Origin of the sequence: Janthinobacterium amylolyticum (assembly GCF_051380655.1) — a bacterium.
Lineage (GTDB): Bacteria > Pseudomonadota > Gammaproteobacteria > Burkholderiales > Burkholderiaceae_D > Janthinobacterium.
This window is the reverse complement of the sequence record NZ_JBNYXL010000010.1, coordinates 96087-113950: the sequence shown is the minus strand read 5'-3', so window position 1 is coordinate 113950 and position 17864 is coordinate 96087. Positions and strand designations below refer to the sequence as shown.

The following is a 17864-nucleotide window of genomic DNA, read 5'->3' as shown; positions in this document are numbered from 1 at the left end:
TTACTCCGGCGCTTGCAGCGGCTTGTTGCGCTGGCGCCAGCGCACCAGGCCCCAGGCGTACACGGCGTAGTAGCCGGTGACGAGACCGTAGGCGGCCATGGTCAGCGCGCTCTGGCCGAACGGCGGCGGCGGCACGGGCACGTCGGCGCGCGAATTCAGGTAGATTTCCATGCCGCGGTACAGCAAGCGGGCGATGAACAGCATGGTGATGGCCAGGCCCAGATAGCGGTGCTGGGTAAAGAAAAAGTCCTTGCCGACCTGTTCGAAGCGCGTCAGCTTCAAGCCCAGCACGCCCAGCCAGCCGCCCGCCAGCACGCCCGCGCCCAGGCTGGACAGGGGCAGCACGTCGAATTTGGTCGTCGTCGCCAGGAACAGGATCAGCACGGGAAAGCCGGCCGCCACGGTCCAGTGGCGCCACAGCTGCGATTTCTGCCGTGCCACCAGCTTCTTCAGACGCGAATAGATGCGCCAGACCAGCAGCGGGACCAGGAACAGCAAGGCGAGGGTAGTGGTTTCCATGTAGGCATTCGGGACGGGGAAAACAGCGATTGTAAGCCAGATGGCGGCAAGGGCGTAGCGGAGCCGGTGGGAAAAGTTGCTCATTGACATTTACATGGCATGAAAGCACTATGCCCTGTCATCCGGTGCCGCCATGCGCGGTACGGTGCCGCCAGTCACTGTTTTCCATCCACCTCTCTGGAGTGCCATGTCTACTCGTTTCCCCCTGCTGCCCATTACTGTCGGCCTGATGGCGTCGTCGTCGCTGGCCATGGCGCAAGATGGCGGCTATCAAAAGCCACCCGCGCCCCTGCAAGCCATCGTCGATGCGCCGCGCGCGCCGACCCTGAGCCTGAGTCCGAAACGCAACCTGGCTGCCGTGCTGCCGACGCCATCCTTGCCCAGCATCAGCGAAGTGGCGCAGCCGGAATTGAAGCTGGCGGGCTTGCGCATCAATCCGCGCACGTATTCTGCCAGCCGCTTCAGTTTCCATACGGGACTGGGCTTGCTCGACATCGATACGCAGAAGGAAATCAAGGTCAGCGGCCTGCCGGCATCGCCGCGCATCGCCGATCTGGCCTGGTCGCCGGACCAGCGCTACCTGGCGTTCACCCACATCGCCTTTGCCGATCCGGCCTCGGGCGTGAAGGAGGCAGGCGTGGAACTGTGGCTGCTCGACGTGCAGACGAAAGCGGCGCGCAAGCTGGGCAATACGGCCCTGTCGACCGTGTATGGCCGTGGTTTTTCCTGGATGCCCGATAGCAAAACCCTGCTGGTCCAGCTGAAGCCTGCCAAGCTGGGCGCGGCGCCCGTGGCAAGCGGCATCCCGACGGGACCGGCGGTCCAGGACAGCGTGCCCGGTGGCGGCGTCAAGCAATTGCGCACCTATCCCGACCTGCTGAAAAACGAGCAGGACGCGCAGTTGTTCGAACACTACATCACGGTGCAGCTGGCCTTGCTGGACGTGACGGGCAAGCTGCGCCTGGTGGGCCAGCCGGGCCAGTTCTCGCGCGTGTCCGCCTCGCCTGACGGCAAGCATCTGCTGACGACGCGCATCCTGCGTCCATATTCCTACATCGTGCCGGCGTCCGACTTCGGCCACCAGATCGATGTGCGCGACCTGAGCGGCAAAGTGCTGCATGCGGTGGCCAGCGTGCCGCTGGAAGAAGGCCTGCCGCCTGGCAATGATGCCGTGTCCGCCGGCGTGCGCTCCGTCAGCTGGAGGGTCGATGCGCCAGCGACGCTGGTGTGGGCCGAAGCGCAGGATGGCGGCGACCCGGCCAAAGTAGCCGAGATCCGCGACATCGTCTATACGCAGGCAGCGCCGTTCACCGGCAAGCCGGCCGTGCTGGCCAGGCTCGGTTCGCGCTATGCGGGCGTAGCCTGGGGCCGCGGCGACCTGGCACTGCTCAGTGAAGCGTGGTACAAGACGCGCGCCGTCAAGCAGTGGAGAATTTCGCCAGATCAACCCTCCACACCGGCCGACCTCGTGTATGCGGGATCGTTCGAAGACCGCTACAACGACCCGGGCCAGCCCGTCATGCGCGCGGATGCTGCCGGCCTGCCGCGCCTGCTCATCGCCTTTGATAATTCCATCCTGCTTGACGGCCAGGGCGCTTCGAAGGAAGGCGACCGTCCCTTCATCGACCGGCTGAACCTGGCCACGAAACAGAAGGAGCGGCTGTTCCAGAGCGCCGCGCCCTACTATGAAAACGTGGTCGCCGTGCTGGACGAGGACGGCAGCCGCTTGCTTTCCACGCGCGAATCGCCGACCGAGCAGCCGAACTACTATGTGCGCAACCTGAAGCAGCAGGGCGCCGCGCAATTGACGGCCCTCACGCATTTCCCGCACCCGCTGCCGCAGCTGAAGGACGTGCAGAAAGAGCTGATCCGCTACAAGCGCGCCGACGGCGTGGACCTGACGGCCACCCTGATGCTGCCGCCAAACTACGACGCCCGCCGCGACGGCCCCTTGCCGACCCTGATGTGGGCCTACCCGCAGGAATTCAAGACGGCCAGCGCGGCCAGCCAGACCAAGGGTTCGCCGTATAAATTCAATGCCGTCAGCTACTGGGGCCCGGCCGCCTTCCTGTCCATGGGCTACGCCGTGCTCGACAATCCATCCTTCCCCATCGTCGGCAACGGCGAGCAGGAAGCGAATGACACGTATCTGCCGCAGCTGGTGGCCGATGCCGAGGCTGCCGTCGACGAGGTGGTGCGCCGTGGCGTGTCCGACCGCAACCGCATCGCCATCGGCGGCCACTCGTATGGCGCCTTCATGACGGGCAACCTGCTGGCGCATACGCGTCTGTTCCGCGCCGGCATCGCCCGCAGCGGCGCGTATAACCGCACCCTGACGCCGTTCGGCTTCCAGGCGGAAGAGCGTTCGTTCTGGCAGGCGCCCGGCGTCTACCAGGCCATGTCGCCATTCAACTATGCGGACAAGATCAAGGACGCGCTGTTGATGATCCATGGCGAGCAGGACAACAACTCGGGCACCTTCCCCATCCAGAGCGAGCGCATGTTCCAGGCCGTCAAGGGCCTGGGCGGCACGGCGCGCCTGGTCATGTTGCCCAACGAAAGCCACGCCTACCGCGCGCGCGAATCGATCATGCAGATGCTGTATGAAAGCAACAACTGGCTGGAGAAATATGTAAAGAACGCGGCGCCGCCAGCCCCGGAAGTCAAGCCGGCCGGCAAATAAGGACAGGTATCGGGACCTGCGGCGGGCATCTCGTGGTATGGTCTTCCTTTGTCCGCAGGGAGGCCAGCCATGTCAACGTTTGCCATTGATGCCCACCGCGCGCCCGATCCGGCGCCTGTCGATGAACCGCTGCCCGCGCCGGAGCCGCAAGAAGCGCCCGGCCGCCAACCGGGGCCCGTGCATCCGGTGCCGCAGGAAGATCCCGTGCCGCACCCGCACCCCAGTTAATCTCGTCAAGAAAGGCTGTTTTAGATGGCAATTGTCAAGGAAGTCTACACACGCAAAGTCAGCGGTGAAACGTTCGATTATGAGCTCGACTATACGCCAGGCACGGATGTGGCCTGGATCGCGCGCGTGTACCACGACGGCGTGCTGAAAGGCTCGCCACACGGCGCGCTGACGGCCAACGTGCTGTCCGGCCCGGCCCTGGAGCAATACTTGCGCGCGTATGTCGAAGGCATGATCGAGCGCGGCCTGGACGTGGCCGAATAAGCCGCTTGCAGCAATGATGAAAAAGGGCGCCACGGCGCCCTTTGTTGTTTGTTGATGCCGGGGTTGATACCTTGGCCAACAATGTTGTCGGATTACGCCCTGGCGGGCTGATCCGACCTACGCGCATGCATGGAGCGTAGGTCGGATTAGCGCTTGCGCGTAATCCGACAACATCGTTGGCACCGGACCGCTGTCCGCGCAGAATCTAGTCAAACGCCCACGTATACAGCACATCCAGCGCATTGTTGGTGCCGGTCTGGAACTGCAAGGTGATGCGGCGGTTGACCTTGTAGCGCAGCTTCACCAGGCTCGTCGCCGTGCTGGTGCCTTGCTCGAACGTCAGGTAGGCGCGCGAGGACAGGCGCTTGCCGACGGTGACGACGGTGCTTTCCAGTCCCTGCGCCTGCGACAGGCCCACTTCATCGAGGCCCAGCGAGTTGGCCAGCTTGCCTTGCAGGCCGCCGCCGGAGCCGCCGAAGAGGGCGCCCGCCGCCGTCGTGAGCAGGGCCATTTCATCGCCGGCCGCCGATTCCGCACCGTGGCCGAGGATCAGCCATGAGAGCTTGTCGCTGTCCGAGACGGTGGGCGTGGAGACCAGCTTGGCCGTTGGCGCCTGGGCCGTGCCGCGCACTTCCACGCCTGCTTCCACGTTCGTTTCCGACAGCGCTTCGCCTTCCGGGCGCTTGCGCACGGCCAGGATGTTGAGCGACGGATTGTCGTAGGCGCCCGTGAAGGCGATCAGCCCCCGTTCGATGGCCAGTTTCTGCCCGTATGCCGCGTACTGGCCGCTGGTGACGCGGATGCTGCCCGTCACGCGCGGCGCGGCACGGTTGATGACGCGCGCGCGCACATTGCCCGCCAGGTCCGCGTCGAGGCCCATGCCGCGCAGGTGGAAGGCATTGCCCAGGTCAAATTCCAGGTCTATGTTCAGCGGCAGGGATGGCGCTTCCTTGCTGCCCTTGACCTCCTTGCCCAGCACCACCACGTCGTTGCTTTGCGTGGGCGTATCCTGCGGCGCCAGTTCGATCAGCGCGCGGTTGGCCTTGAACTTGCCCTCGAAGCTGAAGCGCTTGTCGTTGCGCACCAGGGTGCTGTTGCCGGACAGGACCAGGGTGCGGTCGGGGCGCGACAGCGCCTGCAGGCGGTCGGCCAGCAGCTTCAGTTCCAGGCTGGCTTCGCCATTCGCAAAGCGTACCCAGCCGTCAGCCTGCACCTTGCCGTCGCCGCCGTCAAAGCTCAGGCGCTGCAATTGCAACTGGTCGCCGGCCAGCTTGGCTTGCAGCACGCCGTTGCGCAGTTTCAAGCCCTGATCGGCCCAGTTCACCAGCAGCTTGCTGCCGTTGATGTCGCCATTTAATTGCGGCGCGCCGATGGTGCCGCTGCCAGCCAGCGCGATTTTCAAGGCACCACCCAGTTCCAGGCCCGGCTGGCCCGTCAGCGGCGCCAGCCACGCCAGCGAATCGATGCTGGTGGTGCCCGTCAGGGAGAGGGCGCTGTCGTTGCTGATGCGGCCACCGAGCATTTGCACGGTGGCATTGATGTCGCTCTGGCCCGCGCGCGCGCCGTCGAGCTTCACTGCCAGGCGCAATTGCTGGTTGGCCACGTCGATGCGTGCATCGAGGGTGCGCAGGCCCAGCGCCAGCGGCTGTTCCACGCCCACCGTCACGTCGCCTTTTTCACGGTAGACGTGCAGCATGCCAGCGAGCGCCGGATCTTTCTGCTTGGCCGTCGGCACCTGCATGTCGAGCGACCATTGCGCGCCCAGGGTCAGGTCGCTGCGCGCATTGGCTTGCAGCGAGGGAATCACTTGCGCCAGATAAGTCAGCGCCACGCCGGCCGCCTGGCCGGAACTGGTCCAGCGCGGGCCGTTCTTGACCAGGCTTTGCATGGTGATGCTGCCCGCCGGCAACTTGATGACGGTGTTGCCCACGCTGATCTGTTCAGGCTGGCCCAGTCCCGCCACGCCGCTGCCGGCAGGACCGGCCACTTTGACGGGCACCGGTGCCTGCAGCACCAGCGCGTAGCGGCCCTTGTTTTGCAGACTGTCGATGCTGCCGGTCCAGCTGGCGCCGCTCTGGCTGCCCTTGATTTGTACCGTGGCATCGAAATCGTCATTGCGCGCCGCCAGGTTTGCCGTATGGCTGCCGCGCGTGCCCGTCGTCCCCAGGCGGGCGCTGCCCAGTTTGAAGGTGGGCGTGCTGTAGCCGGTGATCTCCAGGCTGCTGACCATGGGGTCGAGCGCGCCTTGGCCTGCGCCCACGCTGGCGCTGCCCTTGATGGATTTCAGTTGCTGGTCGCCAAAGAAAGTCAGGTCACGGCCGTCCAGGCTCAGCTGCGCGGCCGGTGCGTCCATCTTGCCCGAGACGGAGCCGGACGCCTGCAGCACGCCGGCGAAGCGGGGGCCGAGGGTCGACAGTTGCGGCGCATCGAGTTTCCACGTCAGCTTGTCGGTGGCGCCGCCCAGCGCGCCCTTCGCTTGCAGGCTGTTCGGCCCCAGGCGCAATTCCGTATCGACATTCTCGACGCGTTTGGCATTCGCCGACAGTTTGGCGTAGCCGGCCAGCGGGGCGTTTTGCAGGGTCGATTCGCGCAGGCCCAGGTTCAGGGCCACTTGCCAGTCGCTCGTCAGGCGGCCGCTGCCGGTGAAATCCGCATTGACATTGCCGTTAGGCAAAGCCGCGCCGAAGGCGGCCGGATTGATCTTTTGCAGGGACCCCGCCACTTTGAGTTCCGCTTCTTTCTTCGGCCCCGTCAAGCCCACCTCGCCGCTGGCGTGGATGGCGCTGTCCGCTGCGGGACGCTTGCCGCTGGTCAGGCCCAGTCCCTTGGCATCGGCAACAAAGCTCGTGCGCGGCTGCTGCAGGGTGCCTTGCACCACGCCGCTGGCCAGCAAGGTGCCCAGCAAGTCGTTTTGCAACGCCGACAGTTGCCGCGCATCCACATTCCAGTTCAGTTTTTCGCCGGCGCCACCGAAATTGCCTTTCGCCGTGACGTTGTTCTTGCCCAGCGCCAGCTGCACATCGATGCCGCTGAAGTGGGCCGCATCGGCCGTCAGCTTGCCCTTGCCCGACAGGGGCTGGTCGAGCAGCTTGCTGGGGCGCACGGTGAAGTCCGCATTCGCCAGCCATGTCGGGGCCACGTGGCCGTTGGCGCGCACGTCGAGGTTCAGGTCGGCCACGGGGAAGGCGCCGAAGTCGGCCGGGTTCAAGCGGCTGGCGTTGGCCACGGCCTTGAATTCCTGTGCGTCCTTCAGGCTGATCTGGCCCGTCGCATTCACGTTGCTCTTGCCGGCTTGCAAGGTCGCCTTGCGCAGCTGCACCAGGGAATCGGCCAGCGTCGCTTCCACGTCCAGGCGGAGCTTGGCTTCGCCCAGTTTGGCGCGCAGGGTCTGCGTCTTGCCGTCGCTGTCGAGCATGATGTCGCCGGCGATCTTCGTGCTGTTGATGCTGCTGTAGATATGCTGCAAGTCGATCTTGTCCGTGTGCAGGGTCACTTGCGCCTTGCCGATGGGCGCGTCGGCCGCATCGCGGTCCACCTTGCCGCTGCCGGAAAACTTGCCCGCGTTGCCGAAGTCGATGATGGCGGACTCCAGGGTCGTGGCCGTCAGGGTGCCGCCCAGGCGCGCCTCGAACTGGCGCAGTGGCAGTTTTTGCTGGTCGATGGGGCCTGGCGTGGCGTGGTTGAGGATGGCCAGCTTGCCCGACACCGTCTGCGCCGTGGGCCGCGTATCGATGGCGGCGTCCAGTTCCAGGCTCAGGTCGGCCTGTGGCAAGGTCGCGTCAAACTTGCCGGGATTGATGTTGCGGCCCTTGATGCTGGCCGAGCGCAGGATCATGACAGGGTCGAACGGCGCCAGCGCCAGTTGTGCGTCGGCCGTGGCGGCACCGGCGCTGCCCTTGGCCGTGACGTTGAGTACGTTCAAGTCGCCGCCCAGCTGCAGGCTCAGGGCGGCGGGCTTTTCGCCGGCCGGCGGCGTGATCTGCGTCAGGTCCGCCTTGCCGGACAGCTTGAACGGCTGCGTGGCGGCAATGGTCGCGCTGGCCGTGGCCTGGCCGAACGGCGTCAGCGCCGAGGCGTCTTCCAGCTGCCATTGCGTCTTGTCGCCCGACAGGGTGAAGTGGATCTTTTCAAATACCGTGTTGCCGCCAGGGCTGACCAGGGTGACCTTGTCCAGACGCGCGTCGGCAATGCCCACCTTGAACGGTGACGCCAGGCTGGTCGGCATGGTGGACGGCTCCTCGGACGGCGCCGTGCTTTCCACGGACAGGCTGGCCACGTGCAGTTCGCTGATGGCGATGCCTTCCGAGAAGAACTGGAACGGCGACCAGTTGATGTCGATATTGTCGGCCGTGATGTGCTGCGTCTTGCTGCGGTAGCTGACATGGCCCAGGTGCATGCGGTTGTACAGCGAACCGGAGACGCCTGTCACCTGGATATCGCCGCCGCTGGCGCTGGAAATCTTTTGCACCAGCAATTGCAAGGTCGATTCGCGGCCCAGGAACCAGAAGGCGGCGCCCAGCAGCACGGCCAGGCTGGCGCAGGCGATCAGCAGGTAGCGCAGCCAGCGGCGCGGTTTTTTCGCCGGCGGCGCCGGTGGCGGCGCGGCGGCGTTGGGGGACTCGGTAGTAATATCGGACATCAGAAAGTGAATCCCAGAGAGAAGTGCAGACGGAATTTGTGAACGGCGTGGCCATACGCCACGTCGACGTTGATGGGGCCGACGGGACTCTTGTAGCGCCCGCCCAGGCCATAGCCGGATTTCGGCGTCATCGCGGCCTTGACCGTGTCGGCCGAGTTACCGGCGTCATAGAAGGCGGCGATCGCCCATTTCGGCTTGAACCAGTACTGGTACTCGGCGCTGCCGGTGAGCATGTAGCGCCCGCCGACGGTGGCGTCGCCTTCCTTCACGCCCAGTTCCTGATAGCCATAGCCGCGCACCGACTGGTCGCCGCCCGCGCGAAACAGGTAGACGGCAGGCACGCCGCGTTTTTCCTTCGAGCCCAGCGCGCCCATTTCGCCGCGCAGGATCAGCTCGCCCTTTTCACCGATGGGACGGTAGAACACCATTTTGCCGGCCACGCGCACGAAGCGCTCGTCCGTCAGCACGGGCAGCAGGGCGCCGCCCACTTGCGCGTTGATGACATAGCCCTTGGTGGGGAACAGCAGGCTGTCGAGGTCGCGCTTGGTGATGGCATAGGTCAGCGGCAAGCTCTTGCTGCGCGTCTGTTCCAGGCCCACCACGGTCTTGTCTTCGCTGAGGAATTCGAACGTCAGGCTGCGTTCCAGGTTGGTGCCGCCCCAGTTGCGTTTCACCGAGATGGTCGAGACGGCCGTGATCTCGTTGGAAATGTCGCTGCGCTCGAACGAGGCGCCCGCGCTGTCGTTGTAGCCGCGTTCGGTCGTCGGAAAATAAAAATTGGCGTGCGCCGCCTGTTTCTTCGTTTCCATGGTGAGGGCGCTCTTGAAGCGCGTGCCCCACACGTTCAGGTTGTCATAGTTGAGCTGGGCACGATTGCCCGTATTCGTACTGAAACCCAGACCGGCGCTGACGTTTTGCTGTTTGTTTTCCGTCACCCGCACTACCAGCGGCAGCAGGGGCGCGGGACCGCGGTTGACGGGTTTCGTCACGGCGCCACCTTCGGCCTCGGCCGCCTGGCTTTCCTGGCCCGCCTCGATCTGCTCGTTGAGGATGCTGCTCATGTCGGCGCTCACTTCCACGCTGGCAAAGTAGCCCGTGTCCTGCAGGCGTGCCTGCAACGATTGCAGCGCCGATTCGCTGTAATACTCGCCCGGACGGATCTTGTCGAGGTTGCGGATGATGCTTTCATCGTAGCGCTTCAAGCCTTCGATGCGCAGCTCGCCAAAGCGCAGCTCGGGGCCGCTGTCGAGCACCACCAGCAGGGACACCTTGTGCGTTTCCGGATCGACGACGGCTTGCGTATCGACCAGCTGGGCGCGCGGGTAGCGTGTCTGCACCACTTCGCGCAGCAGCGCGCGCTTGGCCGATTCCCACTCGGCCTGGCGGAACACGCTGCCCGTCTTCAGGGCCCAGTTGCGCTTCAGCGCTTCCGTATCGTAGGGTTCGCTGGCGGCCAGCGGCGGCGTGGGGTCGAAGCCGCGCAGTTCCAGCTCGACCTTGTCGACAGTGACGGGCTGGCCCGGATCGACGTCAACGATGACGACGGGCTTGGCACCGGTCGTATCGACGCGCACCGTGACGGTGGGCGTGTAGTAGCCGGCAGTGGCGACGAGGTTCTTGGCTTGCTCCGGCGTATCGCGCACGAGGCGCCGCAATTGCTCGCGGTCCATGCGCGGGTTGCCGCGGAAGCGTTCCAGGTCAAGGTTCTTTTCAAGCAATTCATCGAGGTCGCCGGGCGCGTTCACCTTGACCTCGTACTGCAGCGGTGCCGGCGCCGCTTCCGCGCTGGCGGGGCTGTCTGCAACGGCCTCTTGCGCACGCTCTGGCGTGCCCTCCTGGGCACTTGCCTGGGCGGCCGGATACAGCAAGATGGCACTGCCGGCGGCGGCCAGTGTCAGTTGACCCATTACTTTTGTCACCACTTGTGCCAAAATTCGTGGTCGTAGCGCCTTGCTGGCGGCTGTGTGCCGTGTTGGTCGTGCAGAAAACATGGTGCTCCAGATGAGTAAATGCTGACTGCATGTTACCGGAATAGGTAAACTGATGGCGGACGAATAAGTATTTTTTGCATGGGGAATCTCTTTTCCCCACGCACTATTGCAACAGATAAAAACATGGAAAGAAAATTTATGCTAGCAACGGACTCCGCACTGGTGCTCTTTAGCGGTGGGCAAGATTCCACCACCTGCCTGGCCTGGGCCCTCAAGCACTATAGCCGCGTGGAGACGATTGGCTTTGACTATGGCCAGCGTCATGCGATCGAGCTGACGGTGCGTCCCGGCGTACTCGAGCAGATGCGCCAGCAGTCGCCCGAGTGGGACCAGCGTCTCGGCCCTGACCACATGATAGACCTGTCCTTGATTTCCGCCATTTCCGATACGGCCATGACACAGAACGTCGAGATCGTCATGCAGGAAAACGGCTTGCCGAATACCTTCGTGCCAGGGCGCAACTTGCTCTTCATGACGGTTGCCGCCACCGTGGCTTACCGCCGCGGCTTGACGGTGCTGGTGGGCGGCATGTGCGAGACGGATTTCTCCGGCTATCCGGATTGCCGTGACGACACGATGAAGGCGCTGCAAGTGGCTTTGAACCTGGGCATGAATACGCGCTTGAAACTGGAAACGCCGCTGATGTGGCTGGACAAGGCGCAAAGCTGGGACCTGGCGGAAGACCTGGGCGGCCAGCCGCTCGTCGACCTGATCCGCAGCGGTACGCATACGTGCTACCTGGGCGAGCGGGGCGAACTGCACGACTGGGGTTATGGCTGCGGCACTTGCCCGGCCTGCGCCCTGCGCGCGAATGGCTACCAGCAATACGCGGCGAGAAAGGCGGCGTCGAAGTAAAAAGCAGCTTGCGCCGTTTCTTCAAGCGGCAAGGCGGGGTCGGCGGCCATGCTGTGGTTTTTGCCACAGGAGAACCTTGCCATGAAATCCCTCTTTGCCGCGCTGTACGGTCCCGTGTTCTGGGCCGGCTTCATCGGCGCCGCCGCCTGGCTGGTGGCGGCCGGCCATTTCTCCCTCTGGGTGTTGCCGCCGCTGTTGCTGCTGGCCCTGCTCACATCCTTCCTGGCCGAGCGCTACCTGCCGTATGACGGCGCGTGGAACCACGCGCACGACGACGGCGCGCGCGACACGCTGCACGCGCTTGTCAATGAAGCCTTGTACCTGCTGGGCCTGGCCATCTTTCCCTTGCTGGCCGGCCACCTGGCGCTGGGGACATACTGGCCGGGCCAGCTGCCGTTCTGGGCGCAGCTGCTGCTGGCCATCGTCATTGCCGACTTCGGCATTACCCTCGTGCATTACCTGAGCCACCGTTATTATTTTCTGTGGAAATTGCATGCCGTGCACCACAGCGTGCGGCGGCTATATGGTTTCAATGGCTGGATGAAGCATCCGCTGCATTTGCTGCTGGAAGCGGCGGGGGGCATGCTGCCATTGCTGCTGCTGGGCATACCGGAAAGCGTCATGGGCGTGCTGGCCTTCGCCGTGGCGATTCAATTGTTATTGCAGCATGCGAACGTCGATATGCGCATGGGGCCGCTGCGCCACGTGTTTGCGTGGGTGCCGCTGCACCGCTTTCACCACATGAAGTACGGCACCGCCGGCGACGTGAATTTCGGCCTGTTTTTTACCTGCTGGGACCGTTTGCTGGGCACGCGTTTCGACGCGCCCGGTTACCGCATGACGGGCGCCGACCTGGGCATCGGCAGCCGCCCTGATTACCCTGTTGCCTACGCGGCGCAATTGATCGAGCCGTTCCGCGCGGAAGAGGGCGTGCGCGCGCCCGAGCTGCCGCCAGGCTTGCGCGCGCCCATCAATCGATGAGCTTGACCGTCAGCTGGCGCAAGCTGCGGTCGGCACGCACGCCGAACAGGCTGCGCATGGTGCGCGAGAAATGCGCGGCATCGGCAAAGCCGGCGCCGTGGGCAGCGTGCGTCAGGGTGTTGCCGAGCAAGATGCCACGGATGGCCAGGCGCAGGCGACGCCACAGCACCAGCTGCCGCACGGGCAGGCCCAGCTTGGCGCTGAACAGGCGCTCCAGCTGGCTCAGCGACAAATGCGCCGCTTCGGCCACGGCGGCCGCGCTGACCTTGCCCGAGAGTAGGGCATCGACCTGCTCCAGCGCCCGCTGCAGGCGCGGATCGGGCAAGGCTTGGCGCGGTTGCGCCAGCAGCGCGCTGGCGAGGCCATCGAGGCTGACAGGGCTGTGCGCGCCTGGCGGCGCCATGCCGTCGAGCGCCGCCAGCAGGGCGCTGGCAGGCAGGCGCTGCGGTTCCGCGTAGATGGTCAGCATGGGTGCCGGTGCCGTCAGGATGGCATGCGGGCGCAGGCTGGCAACGAGCAGGCGCTGCGCCGTGTGCACGCTGCCGTCGAGCTCTGCCGTGAATGGCGCACCCGTGCTCAGCATCAACTGGTGCGCGTAATGGGCGTGCGTGGCCGTGACGCCCGCGGCGCCATGCAAGATGGCGAAATCGGCCGCCAGCCACAGTGTTCCCTGCCAGTGTTCCGGCGGCATGCACCGCTCCTTTCCCGTGCCGCGCATCTGCGCGTCGCTTGGTATTCCCGGCAACGAATTTTCCCGGGGAATACATAATTGCACATGTGAAATATGTGATCTTTTTCCTACAAAATACGTCATTGCAAGGCCGCCCGCTGTAACGTACTATCATTCTCATCGACTACCGTTGGTAGCCGTTCAGCCCGCTGCCAGCCGCATTCCTGGCCGTGAAGAGGATAGCGACCCGCTCAGATTTCCATCCCGTCATGCATACACGCGCGCCTTCGTCATGGTTTGCCAGGCCCGTCTCGGACTGGGTGGGGCCACGCCTGTTTGCCGCGCTGGTGCTGGCGCTGTGCCTGGGACTGACGTATGGCGCCTGGCGCAATGTGCACGATGCCAGCGTGCAGCAAGTGCGCGCCGATTTTGATTTCCGGGTCCGCGAATTGCTCAACAGTATAGTCGGCCGCATGCAGACCTACATCCAGGTGCTGCATGGCGTGCAGGGCCTGTATGCCAGTTCGCAGGATGTCACGCGCGGCGAATTTCGCGCCTACCTGGCGGCGCAGCAGGTCGACCGGCATTTCCCCGGCATCCACGGCATCGGCTATCTGCCGCTGCTGCCCGGCACGGCGCGTGCGCAGCACGAAGCGCAGGTGCGCGCGGAAGGCTATCCCGGCTATGCCATCCGTCCGCCGGGCCAGCGCCCGTGGCATGCACCGATCGCCTACCTGGAACCGCTGAACGAGAGCAATGCGCTGGCGTTTGGCTACGATATCCTGTCAGAGCCCGTGCGCCGCGCCGCGCTGGAGCAGGCGCGCGATACGGGGCAGGCCGCCATGACGGGCAAGATCCGCCTGGTGCAGGACGGCAGCAGCGGCGATGCCTATGGTTTCCTGGTGGTCTTGCCCGTGTATGACAATGGCTTGCCGCGCGCCAGCGTGGCGCAGCGCCGCGCGGCGCTGCGCGCCTGGGTCTTCGCGCCCTTCCGTATGGGCGACCTGATGCGCGGCGTGGGCGGCGAGGCGTCGCGCCAGCTGGACCTGGAAATCTATGACGGTACGCAGCTGACCGACGCCAGCCTGATGTACGACAGCATGCCGGGCACCGCGTCCGCTGATGCATCGCGCACGCTGGCCGCGCAGCAAGCCATCATCATCGCCGGCCATGCGTGGAGCATGCGCGTGCGCGCCATGCCCGGCTTCGATGGCGACGCCCTGTCGCGGCCGCGGGCGGTCGCCTGGATGGGTGTGCTGGTCAGCATGGCGCTGGCGCTGGCCGCCTGGCTGCTGGCGGCCAGCCGCGCGCGCGCCCGGGTGGCGCTGGCGCGCGCCAGCGAGATGGCCGGCCAGCTGGAACAGGGCCAGGCCAGCGTGATGGCGATGGCCGAGGCGGCGCAGCGCAGCCAGGCCATGCTGCGCAACATCCTCGATTCGACTATTGACGGCATCCTGGTTGATAACATCCATGGGCGCATCTTCACGTCGAACCGGCGCTTCCGCGACCTGTGGCAAGTGCCCGATGCGCTTGACTGGCAAGCCGATGGCGAAGCGCTGGTGCGCCATGTGGAAAGCCAGCTGGAGCAAGCCGCGCCTTTCCTTGGGGCACGCACGCTGGCGCCGGATGGCCACCGTGAGCGGCGCGACGTGCTGCACCTGCGCGACGGGCGGGTGATCGAGCAGTATGTGCGCAGCATGCAGCTTGGCAATGAGCAGGCGCGGCTGTGGACCTTCCGCGATATCAGCGAGCGCAGCCAGATGGAGCGGCGCGAGCATACGCGGCGGCAAGTGCTGGAAATGCTGGCCACGGGCGCGCCCCTGGAGCGGGTGCTGGAAAGCGTGGTGCTGGCCTTGCAGGCCGACCATCCAGCCATGCTGTGCAGCATACTCTTGCTCGATGAAAGCCGGCACCGCCTGGTGCTGGGAGCGGCGCCCGGCCTGCCCGCGTTTTTCAACCTCTCCAGCCATGGCCACGATCTTGGCATGCTGCACGGCGTGCACGGCATCGCCGCGCAAGCCGTGACCAGCGGCCAGCGGGTGATTGTTGCCGACCTGCATGCCGACCTGCATGCCGACGCCGGGCCGCAGGGCAATGTGCAGGGCTCGCTGGAACTGGCGTGGCGGGCCCAGCTGCAATCGTGCTGGGCCGAACCCGTGCGGGGCGGCTCGGGCAAGATACTCGGCGTGCTGATGGCCTATCACCGGCAGCCCGCGCTGCCCGGCGCGGCCCATCTGGCGCGCCTGGGCGAGGCGGCCAACCTGGCCGGCATGGCCATCGAGCAGGCGCAGGTGGCACTGGCCCTGCGTGCCGGCGAGGCGCGTTTCCGCAGCCTGTACGACCACGCGCCCGTGGCCTTGTGGGAGCAGGACTGGTCGGCCGTGCGCGCCGCGCTCGATGCCTTGGCGCAAGCGGGGGTGAGCGACCTGGGCGCGTACTGGCGCGATGATCCTGCCGAGCTGCGCCGCCTGGCCGGACTGGTGCGCATCATCGATGCGAACGGCGCCGCGCTGGCGCAGGTGCGCGCCAACGACGAGGACCAGCGCCGTGGCGCCTTGAGCCTGGCGCAGAATTTCGACGACAGCGCCTTGCCCCGCTTCGGCGATGCCTTGCTGGCGCTGGCCGGCGGCGCCCACCTGTACGAATGCGAGAGCAGTTTTGTGCGCCTCGATGGCGCGGCGCGGCAGAATGAATTGAGCTTGCTGGTGATGCCCGGCCATGCGGACAGCCTCGATTTCATCATGGTGTCCTCGCTCGATATCACCGAGCGCAAACGCATGAATGCGGAGCTGCTGCAGCTGGCCACCACGGATTTCCTGACGGGCCTGCCGAACCGGCGCCAGTTCATGGCCTCGCTGGAAAACGAACATGCGCGGCTGCAGAGGGAACTGGCCAGCTGCGCCACCGTGCTGATGCTTGACATCGATCACTTCAAGCGCGTCAACGATGACCATGGCCACGCCGTGGGCGATGCCGTGCTGCGCCACCTGGGCGCCCTGATGTATCAGGCGCTGCGCAAGGTCGACGTGCCGGGTCGCGTGGGCGGCGAGGAATTCGCCATCCTGCTGCCGGGTACCGACCTGGGCGCCGCCGCCGTGTTTGCCGAGCGGCTGCGCCGGCGCGTGGCGGAAAGTTCCCTGACCACCGATGGCGGCATCCTGATCACCGTCACGGTGAGCATCGGCATGGCGGCCATGGCGGGCACCGATGCCGATTGCGACGCCGTGCTGGCGCGCGCCGACGAGGCCCTGTACCGCGCCAAGCGGGGCGGGCGCAACCGCATCGAGCAGAACGAGGGCAGCGGAGACGGCGTGCTCAGCAAATTCATGGCCAAGTGATTACAGGCTTTGCTGCTGTGCCCGCGACTGCCTGCGGTTGCGGCTGACCAGCAGCCAGACGATGGCGACGGGAATCAGCAAGGGCAGCAGCACGGGCGTGCTGAGGGCCAGCGCCAGCACCACGCAGCAGGCGACGACGACCACCAGCACCATGCCCACTCCGGCCAGGATCACGCCCGTCACGACGGCGGCGAACACCAGCGCGAGGGCCGCGATCAGCAGGCCGCCGCCGGCAAACACCAGGCCGAACAGCCACTCCAGCGGACCGTCGATCTCGTCGCCGTCAAGCTGCATGTGCATGTGCATGTCCGTGGCGCCGATCTTGTCGAGGAACAGGCAGGCCAGCATGAGGATGAGGGCGAAGGTGAGCAATTTTTTCATGGTAAGCCTCTGGGGATGGGTGACTGGGTGCGGCATGGTCACACTGTAGTGGCGCACCGCCGGCGTCGCCAGCGGCGTGCGACAGGCGGTCAAAATCACGGTATGGAAGGTCGTGATGGGCCGAAAACACTCATTCACAACAAGATTTCTTTTCTTGTAATACGCGTAAGCCGTCCTATACTGAACACCTCAGTCTCGCAAGGAGGGCAACATGCTTTTGTTTGCAGATACCGGGGATCAATCGCTATCCCCTGCCGACCGTCGAATCACGCGCCAGCGTAGCGCCACGCAGTCTTGTGCCGAGCCCGTCGGCGCGCCATCGGCTATTCCACCGATCATCATCAATCCTTTCAATTACCACGCACCGCTGCCCGCGATCGACCCGCGCTGGGTGCCGCCCGGCCCGCCCCTGACCTGGCCCGGCCGGCCTGCCATGTCGATGTGCTGACAGCAGTTCGCCAGTCACGGCGGTGACGAAACTGGCAGTAAAAAAGCCCGCGCTGCGGGCTTTTGCCAGTGCTTGCCAGGCACTCAGGATGATTTGCGGCGCAGCATGAAACCCAGCAAGCCCAGGCCGGCGAGCAGCATGGCATAGGTTTCCGGCTCCGGTACGGCCGTAATGTAGGCGTGGTTGTCGCTTTCAAATGCGTTCTGGTTAGGCGAATGGAAGGCGATGGAGGTGAACTTCGCCCCTGCGCCAGCCCAGGCGTTCACATACAGGCCGACTGACTGGTCGCCATTCGGGCTGACGCCACCCATGGCGGCGATTTCCGAGCCGCTCAGGATGACCGTGCTGTTATCGCCCATGGTGAAGACGACGCTGTTATACGTGTCTGGCGAACCCATGTAGAAACCAAAATAGCTGAGGCCGCCATTGAAGGTGGCCACGCCCGGGGTGATCTGGCCATCCGAGACGCCGACGGAATAAAAGGCCGTCATGTCGTTCGGCGGTTGCGCCGCATAGCTGGGGTGGTTGCTGGTAAACACGGCGCCCGTGTAGTTGCTTGGCAATAGGCCGTCGTTGAAGTTGATCGTCGTGGCGCCTGCCACGGAAGTGACGAGGCCTTCATTGGCAAGTGCGGTGCCGCCCGTGGTGAAGGTGGGGACGGCGCTCGCGCTACCTGCGGCGACAGTCAGCGTGGCCAAGGCCAGTGTGGTGAACAGTTTCATGTGTAATCCCTCTGATTTGTATGGTTGTGCGCAACTTTTCTCAAGGCGATGACATGCTTGCCTGGCGTGGCGATACGGTGCGGCGTGCGGGGACGAGGGGCGTCGCAGAGGGAGAAAATTTCTTGTGGCCAAGCATTACTGAATG

General features: G+C 65.1%; 13 protein-coding genes. 7 read left to right on the top strand and 6 right to left on the bottom strand.

Features of this window, described 5'->3' with window-relative positions; all coding sequences use genetic code 11:
• Nucleotides 1-519, bottom strand: a complete 519-nt coding sequence (locus ACQ4WR_RS21105) for a CcdC protein domain-containing protein (RefSeq protein ID WP_102294293.1) — start codon at nucleotides 517-519, stop codon at nucleotides 1-3.
• A 187-nt stretch (nucleotides 520-706) separates the two neighbouring features.
• Between ACQ4WR_RS21105 and ACQ4WR_RS21100 the strand changes: the two genes are divergently transcribed.
• From ACQ4WR_RS21100 to ACQ4WR_RS21090, 3 genes are all read left to right on the top strand, one after another.
• On the top strand, nucleotides 707-3202 hold the full coding sequence (locus ACQ4WR_RS21100; protein WP_436489725.1) for an alpha/beta hydrolase family protein: 2496 nt from the start codon (nucleotides 707-709) through the stop codon (nucleotides 3200-3202).
• 69 nt (nucleotides 3203-3271) lie between these two features.
• Nucleotides 3272-3430 (top strand): hypothetical protein, encoded by a 159-nt coding sequence (locus ACQ4WR_RS21095; protein WP_180979389.1) that lies wholly within the window; start codon nucleotides 3272-3274, stop codon nucleotides 3428-3430.
• A 24-nt stretch (nucleotides 3431-3454) separates the two neighbouring features.
• Nucleotides 3455-3694, top strand: a complete 240-nt coding sequence (locus ACQ4WR_RS21090; RefSeq protein ID WP_092801751.1) for a hypothetical protein — start codon at nucleotides 3455-3457, stop codon at nucleotides 3692-3694.
• A gap of 205 nt (nucleotides 3695-3899) precedes the next feature.
• Here ACQ4WR_RS21090 and ACQ4WR_RS21085 read toward each other — a convergent pair whose 3' ends face one another.
• Both ACQ4WR_RS21085 and ACQ4WR_RS21080 read right to left on the bottom strand, forming a co-directional pair.
• Nucleotides 3900-8333, bottom strand: coding sequence for a translocation/assembly module TamB domain-containing protein (locus tag ACQ4WR_RS21085; protein ID WP_436489723.1), 4434 nt, complete (start codon nucleotides 8331-8333; stop codon nucleotides 3900-3902).
• The gene (locus ACQ4WR_RS21080; RefSeq protein WP_436489721.1) at nucleotides 8333-10240 is read right to left on the bottom strand and encodes an autotransporter assembly complex protein TamA; all 1908 of its coding nucleotides are present in this window, start codon (nucleotides 10238-10240) and stop codon (nucleotides 8333-8335) included. Before ACQ4WR_RS21080 ends, ACQ4WR_RS21085 begins: the two co-directional genes overlap by 1 nt.
• Nucleotides 10241-10462: 222 nt before the next feature.
• Between ACQ4WR_RS21080 and queC the strand changes: the two genes are divergently transcribed.
• Nucleotides 10463-11179, top strand: a complete 717-nt coding sequence (gene queC, locus ACQ4WR_RS21075; RefSeq protein WP_102294296.1) for a 7-cyano-7-deazaguanine synthase QueC — start codon at nucleotides 10463-10465, stop codon at nucleotides 11177-11179.
• Nucleotides 11180-11260: 81 nt separating this feature from the next.
• Nucleotides 11261-12160, top strand: a complete 900-nt coding sequence (locus tag ACQ4WR_RS21070) for a sterol desaturase family protein (RefSeq protein ID WP_436489719.1) — start codon at nucleotides 11261-11263, stop codon at nucleotides 12158-12160.
• Here the strand turns inward: ACQ4WR_RS21070 and ACQ4WR_RS21065 are convergent.
• The gene (locus ACQ4WR_RS21065) at nucleotides 12150-12851 is read right to left on the bottom strand and encodes a helix-turn-helix transcriptional regulator (protein WP_436489717.1); all 702 of its coding nucleotides are present in this window, start codon (nucleotides 12849-12851) and stop codon (nucleotides 12150-12152) included. The two genes, ACQ4WR_RS21070 and ACQ4WR_RS21065, sit on opposite strands and share 11 nt — an antisense overlap.
• A gap of 248 nt (nucleotides 12852-13099) precedes the next feature.
• Between ACQ4WR_RS21065 and ACQ4WR_RS21060 the strand changes: the two genes are divergently transcribed.
• Nucleotides 13100-16168, top strand: coding sequence for a sensor domain-containing diguanylate cyclase (locus tag ACQ4WR_RS21060; protein WP_436489715.1), 3069 nt, complete (start codon nucleotides 13100-13102; stop codon nucleotides 16166-16168).
• Here ACQ4WR_RS21060 and ACQ4WR_RS21055 read toward each other — a convergent pair whose 3' ends face one another.
• The gene (locus tag ACQ4WR_RS21055) at nucleotides 16169-16549 is read right to left on the bottom strand and encodes a hypothetical protein (RefSeq protein WP_436489713.1); all 381 of its coding nucleotides are present in this window, start codon (nucleotides 16547-16549) and stop codon (nucleotides 16169-16171) included.
• Between the two features lie 211 nt (nucleotides 16550-16760).
• Between ACQ4WR_RS21055 and ACQ4WR_RS21050 the strand changes: the two genes are divergently transcribed.
• A complete protein-coding gene (locus ACQ4WR_RS21050; protein WP_146012486.1) occupies nucleotides 16761-16997 on the top strand; it encodes a hypothetical protein in 237 nt (78 codons plus the stop codon).
• Between the two features lie 83 nt (nucleotides 16998-17080).
• Here ACQ4WR_RS21050 and ACQ4WR_RS21045 read toward each other — a convergent pair whose 3' ends face one another.
• Complete coding sequence (locus ACQ4WR_RS21045; protein WP_180979543.1) at nucleotides 17081-17719, bottom strand: Npun_F0296 family exosortase-dependent surface protein; 639 nt, start codon at nucleotides 17717-17719, stop codon at nucleotides 17081-17083.
• Nucleotides 17720-17864: the final 145 nt, after the last annotated feature.

What these genes read in the sequence shown, in the direction of transcription:
- ACQ4WR_RS21105 (WP_102294293.1), bottom strand. Translation starts at nt 519, where the DNA reads ATGGAAACCACTACCCTCGCCTTGCTGTTCCTGGTCCCGCTGCTGGTC.
- ACQ4WR_RS21100 (WP_436489725.1), top strand. Translation starts at nt 707, where the DNA reads ATGTCTACTCGTTTCCCCCTGCTGCCCATTACTGTCGGCCTGATGGCG.
- ACQ4WR_RS21095 (WP_180979389.1), top strand. Translation starts at nt 3,272, where the DNA reads ATGTCAACGTTTGCCATTGATGCCCACCGCGCGCCCGATCCGGCGCCT.
- ACQ4WR_RS21090 (WP_092801751.1), top strand. Translation starts at nt 3,455, where the DNA reads ATGGCAATTGTCAAGGAAGTCTACACACGCAAAGTCAGCGGTGAAACG.
- ACQ4WR_RS21085 (WP_436489723.1), bottom strand. Translation starts at nt 8,333, where the DNA reads ATGTCCGATATTACTACCGAGTCCCCCAACGCCGCCGCGCCGCCACCG.
- ACQ4WR_RS21080 (WP_436489721.1), bottom strand. Translation starts at nt 10,240, where the DNA reads ATGGGTCAACTGACACTGGCCGCCGCCGGCAGTGCCATCTTGCTGTAT.
- queC (WP_102294296.1), top strand. Translation starts at nt 10,463, where the DNA reads ATGCTAGCAACGGACTCCGCACTGGTGCTCTTTAGCGGTGGGCAAGAT.
- ACQ4WR_RS21070 (WP_436489719.1), top strand. Translation starts at nt 11,261, where the DNA reads ATGAAATCCCTCTTTGCCGCGCTGTACGGTCCCGTGTTCTGGGCCGGC.
- ACQ4WR_RS21065 (WP_436489717.1), bottom strand. Translation starts at nt 12,851, where the DNA reads ATGCCGCCGGAACACTGGCAGGGAACACTGTGGCTGGCGGCCGATTTC.
- ACQ4WR_RS21060 (WP_436489715.1), top strand. Translation starts at nt 13,100, where the DNA reads ATGCATACACGCGCGCCTTCGTCATGGTTTGCCAGGCCCGTCTCGGAC.
- ACQ4WR_RS21055 (WP_436489713.1), bottom strand. Translation starts at nt 16,549, where the DNA reads ATGAAAAAATTGCTCACCTTCGCCCTCATCCTCATGCTGGCCTGCCTG.
- ACQ4WR_RS21050 (WP_146012486.1), top strand. Translation starts at nt 16,761, where the DNA reads ATGCTTTTGTTTGCAGATACCGGGGATCAATCGCTATCCCCTGCCGAC.
- ACQ4WR_RS21045 (WP_180979543.1), bottom strand. Translation starts at nt 17,719, where the DNA reads ATGAAACTGTTCACCACACTGGCCTTGGCCACGCTGACTGTCGCCGCA.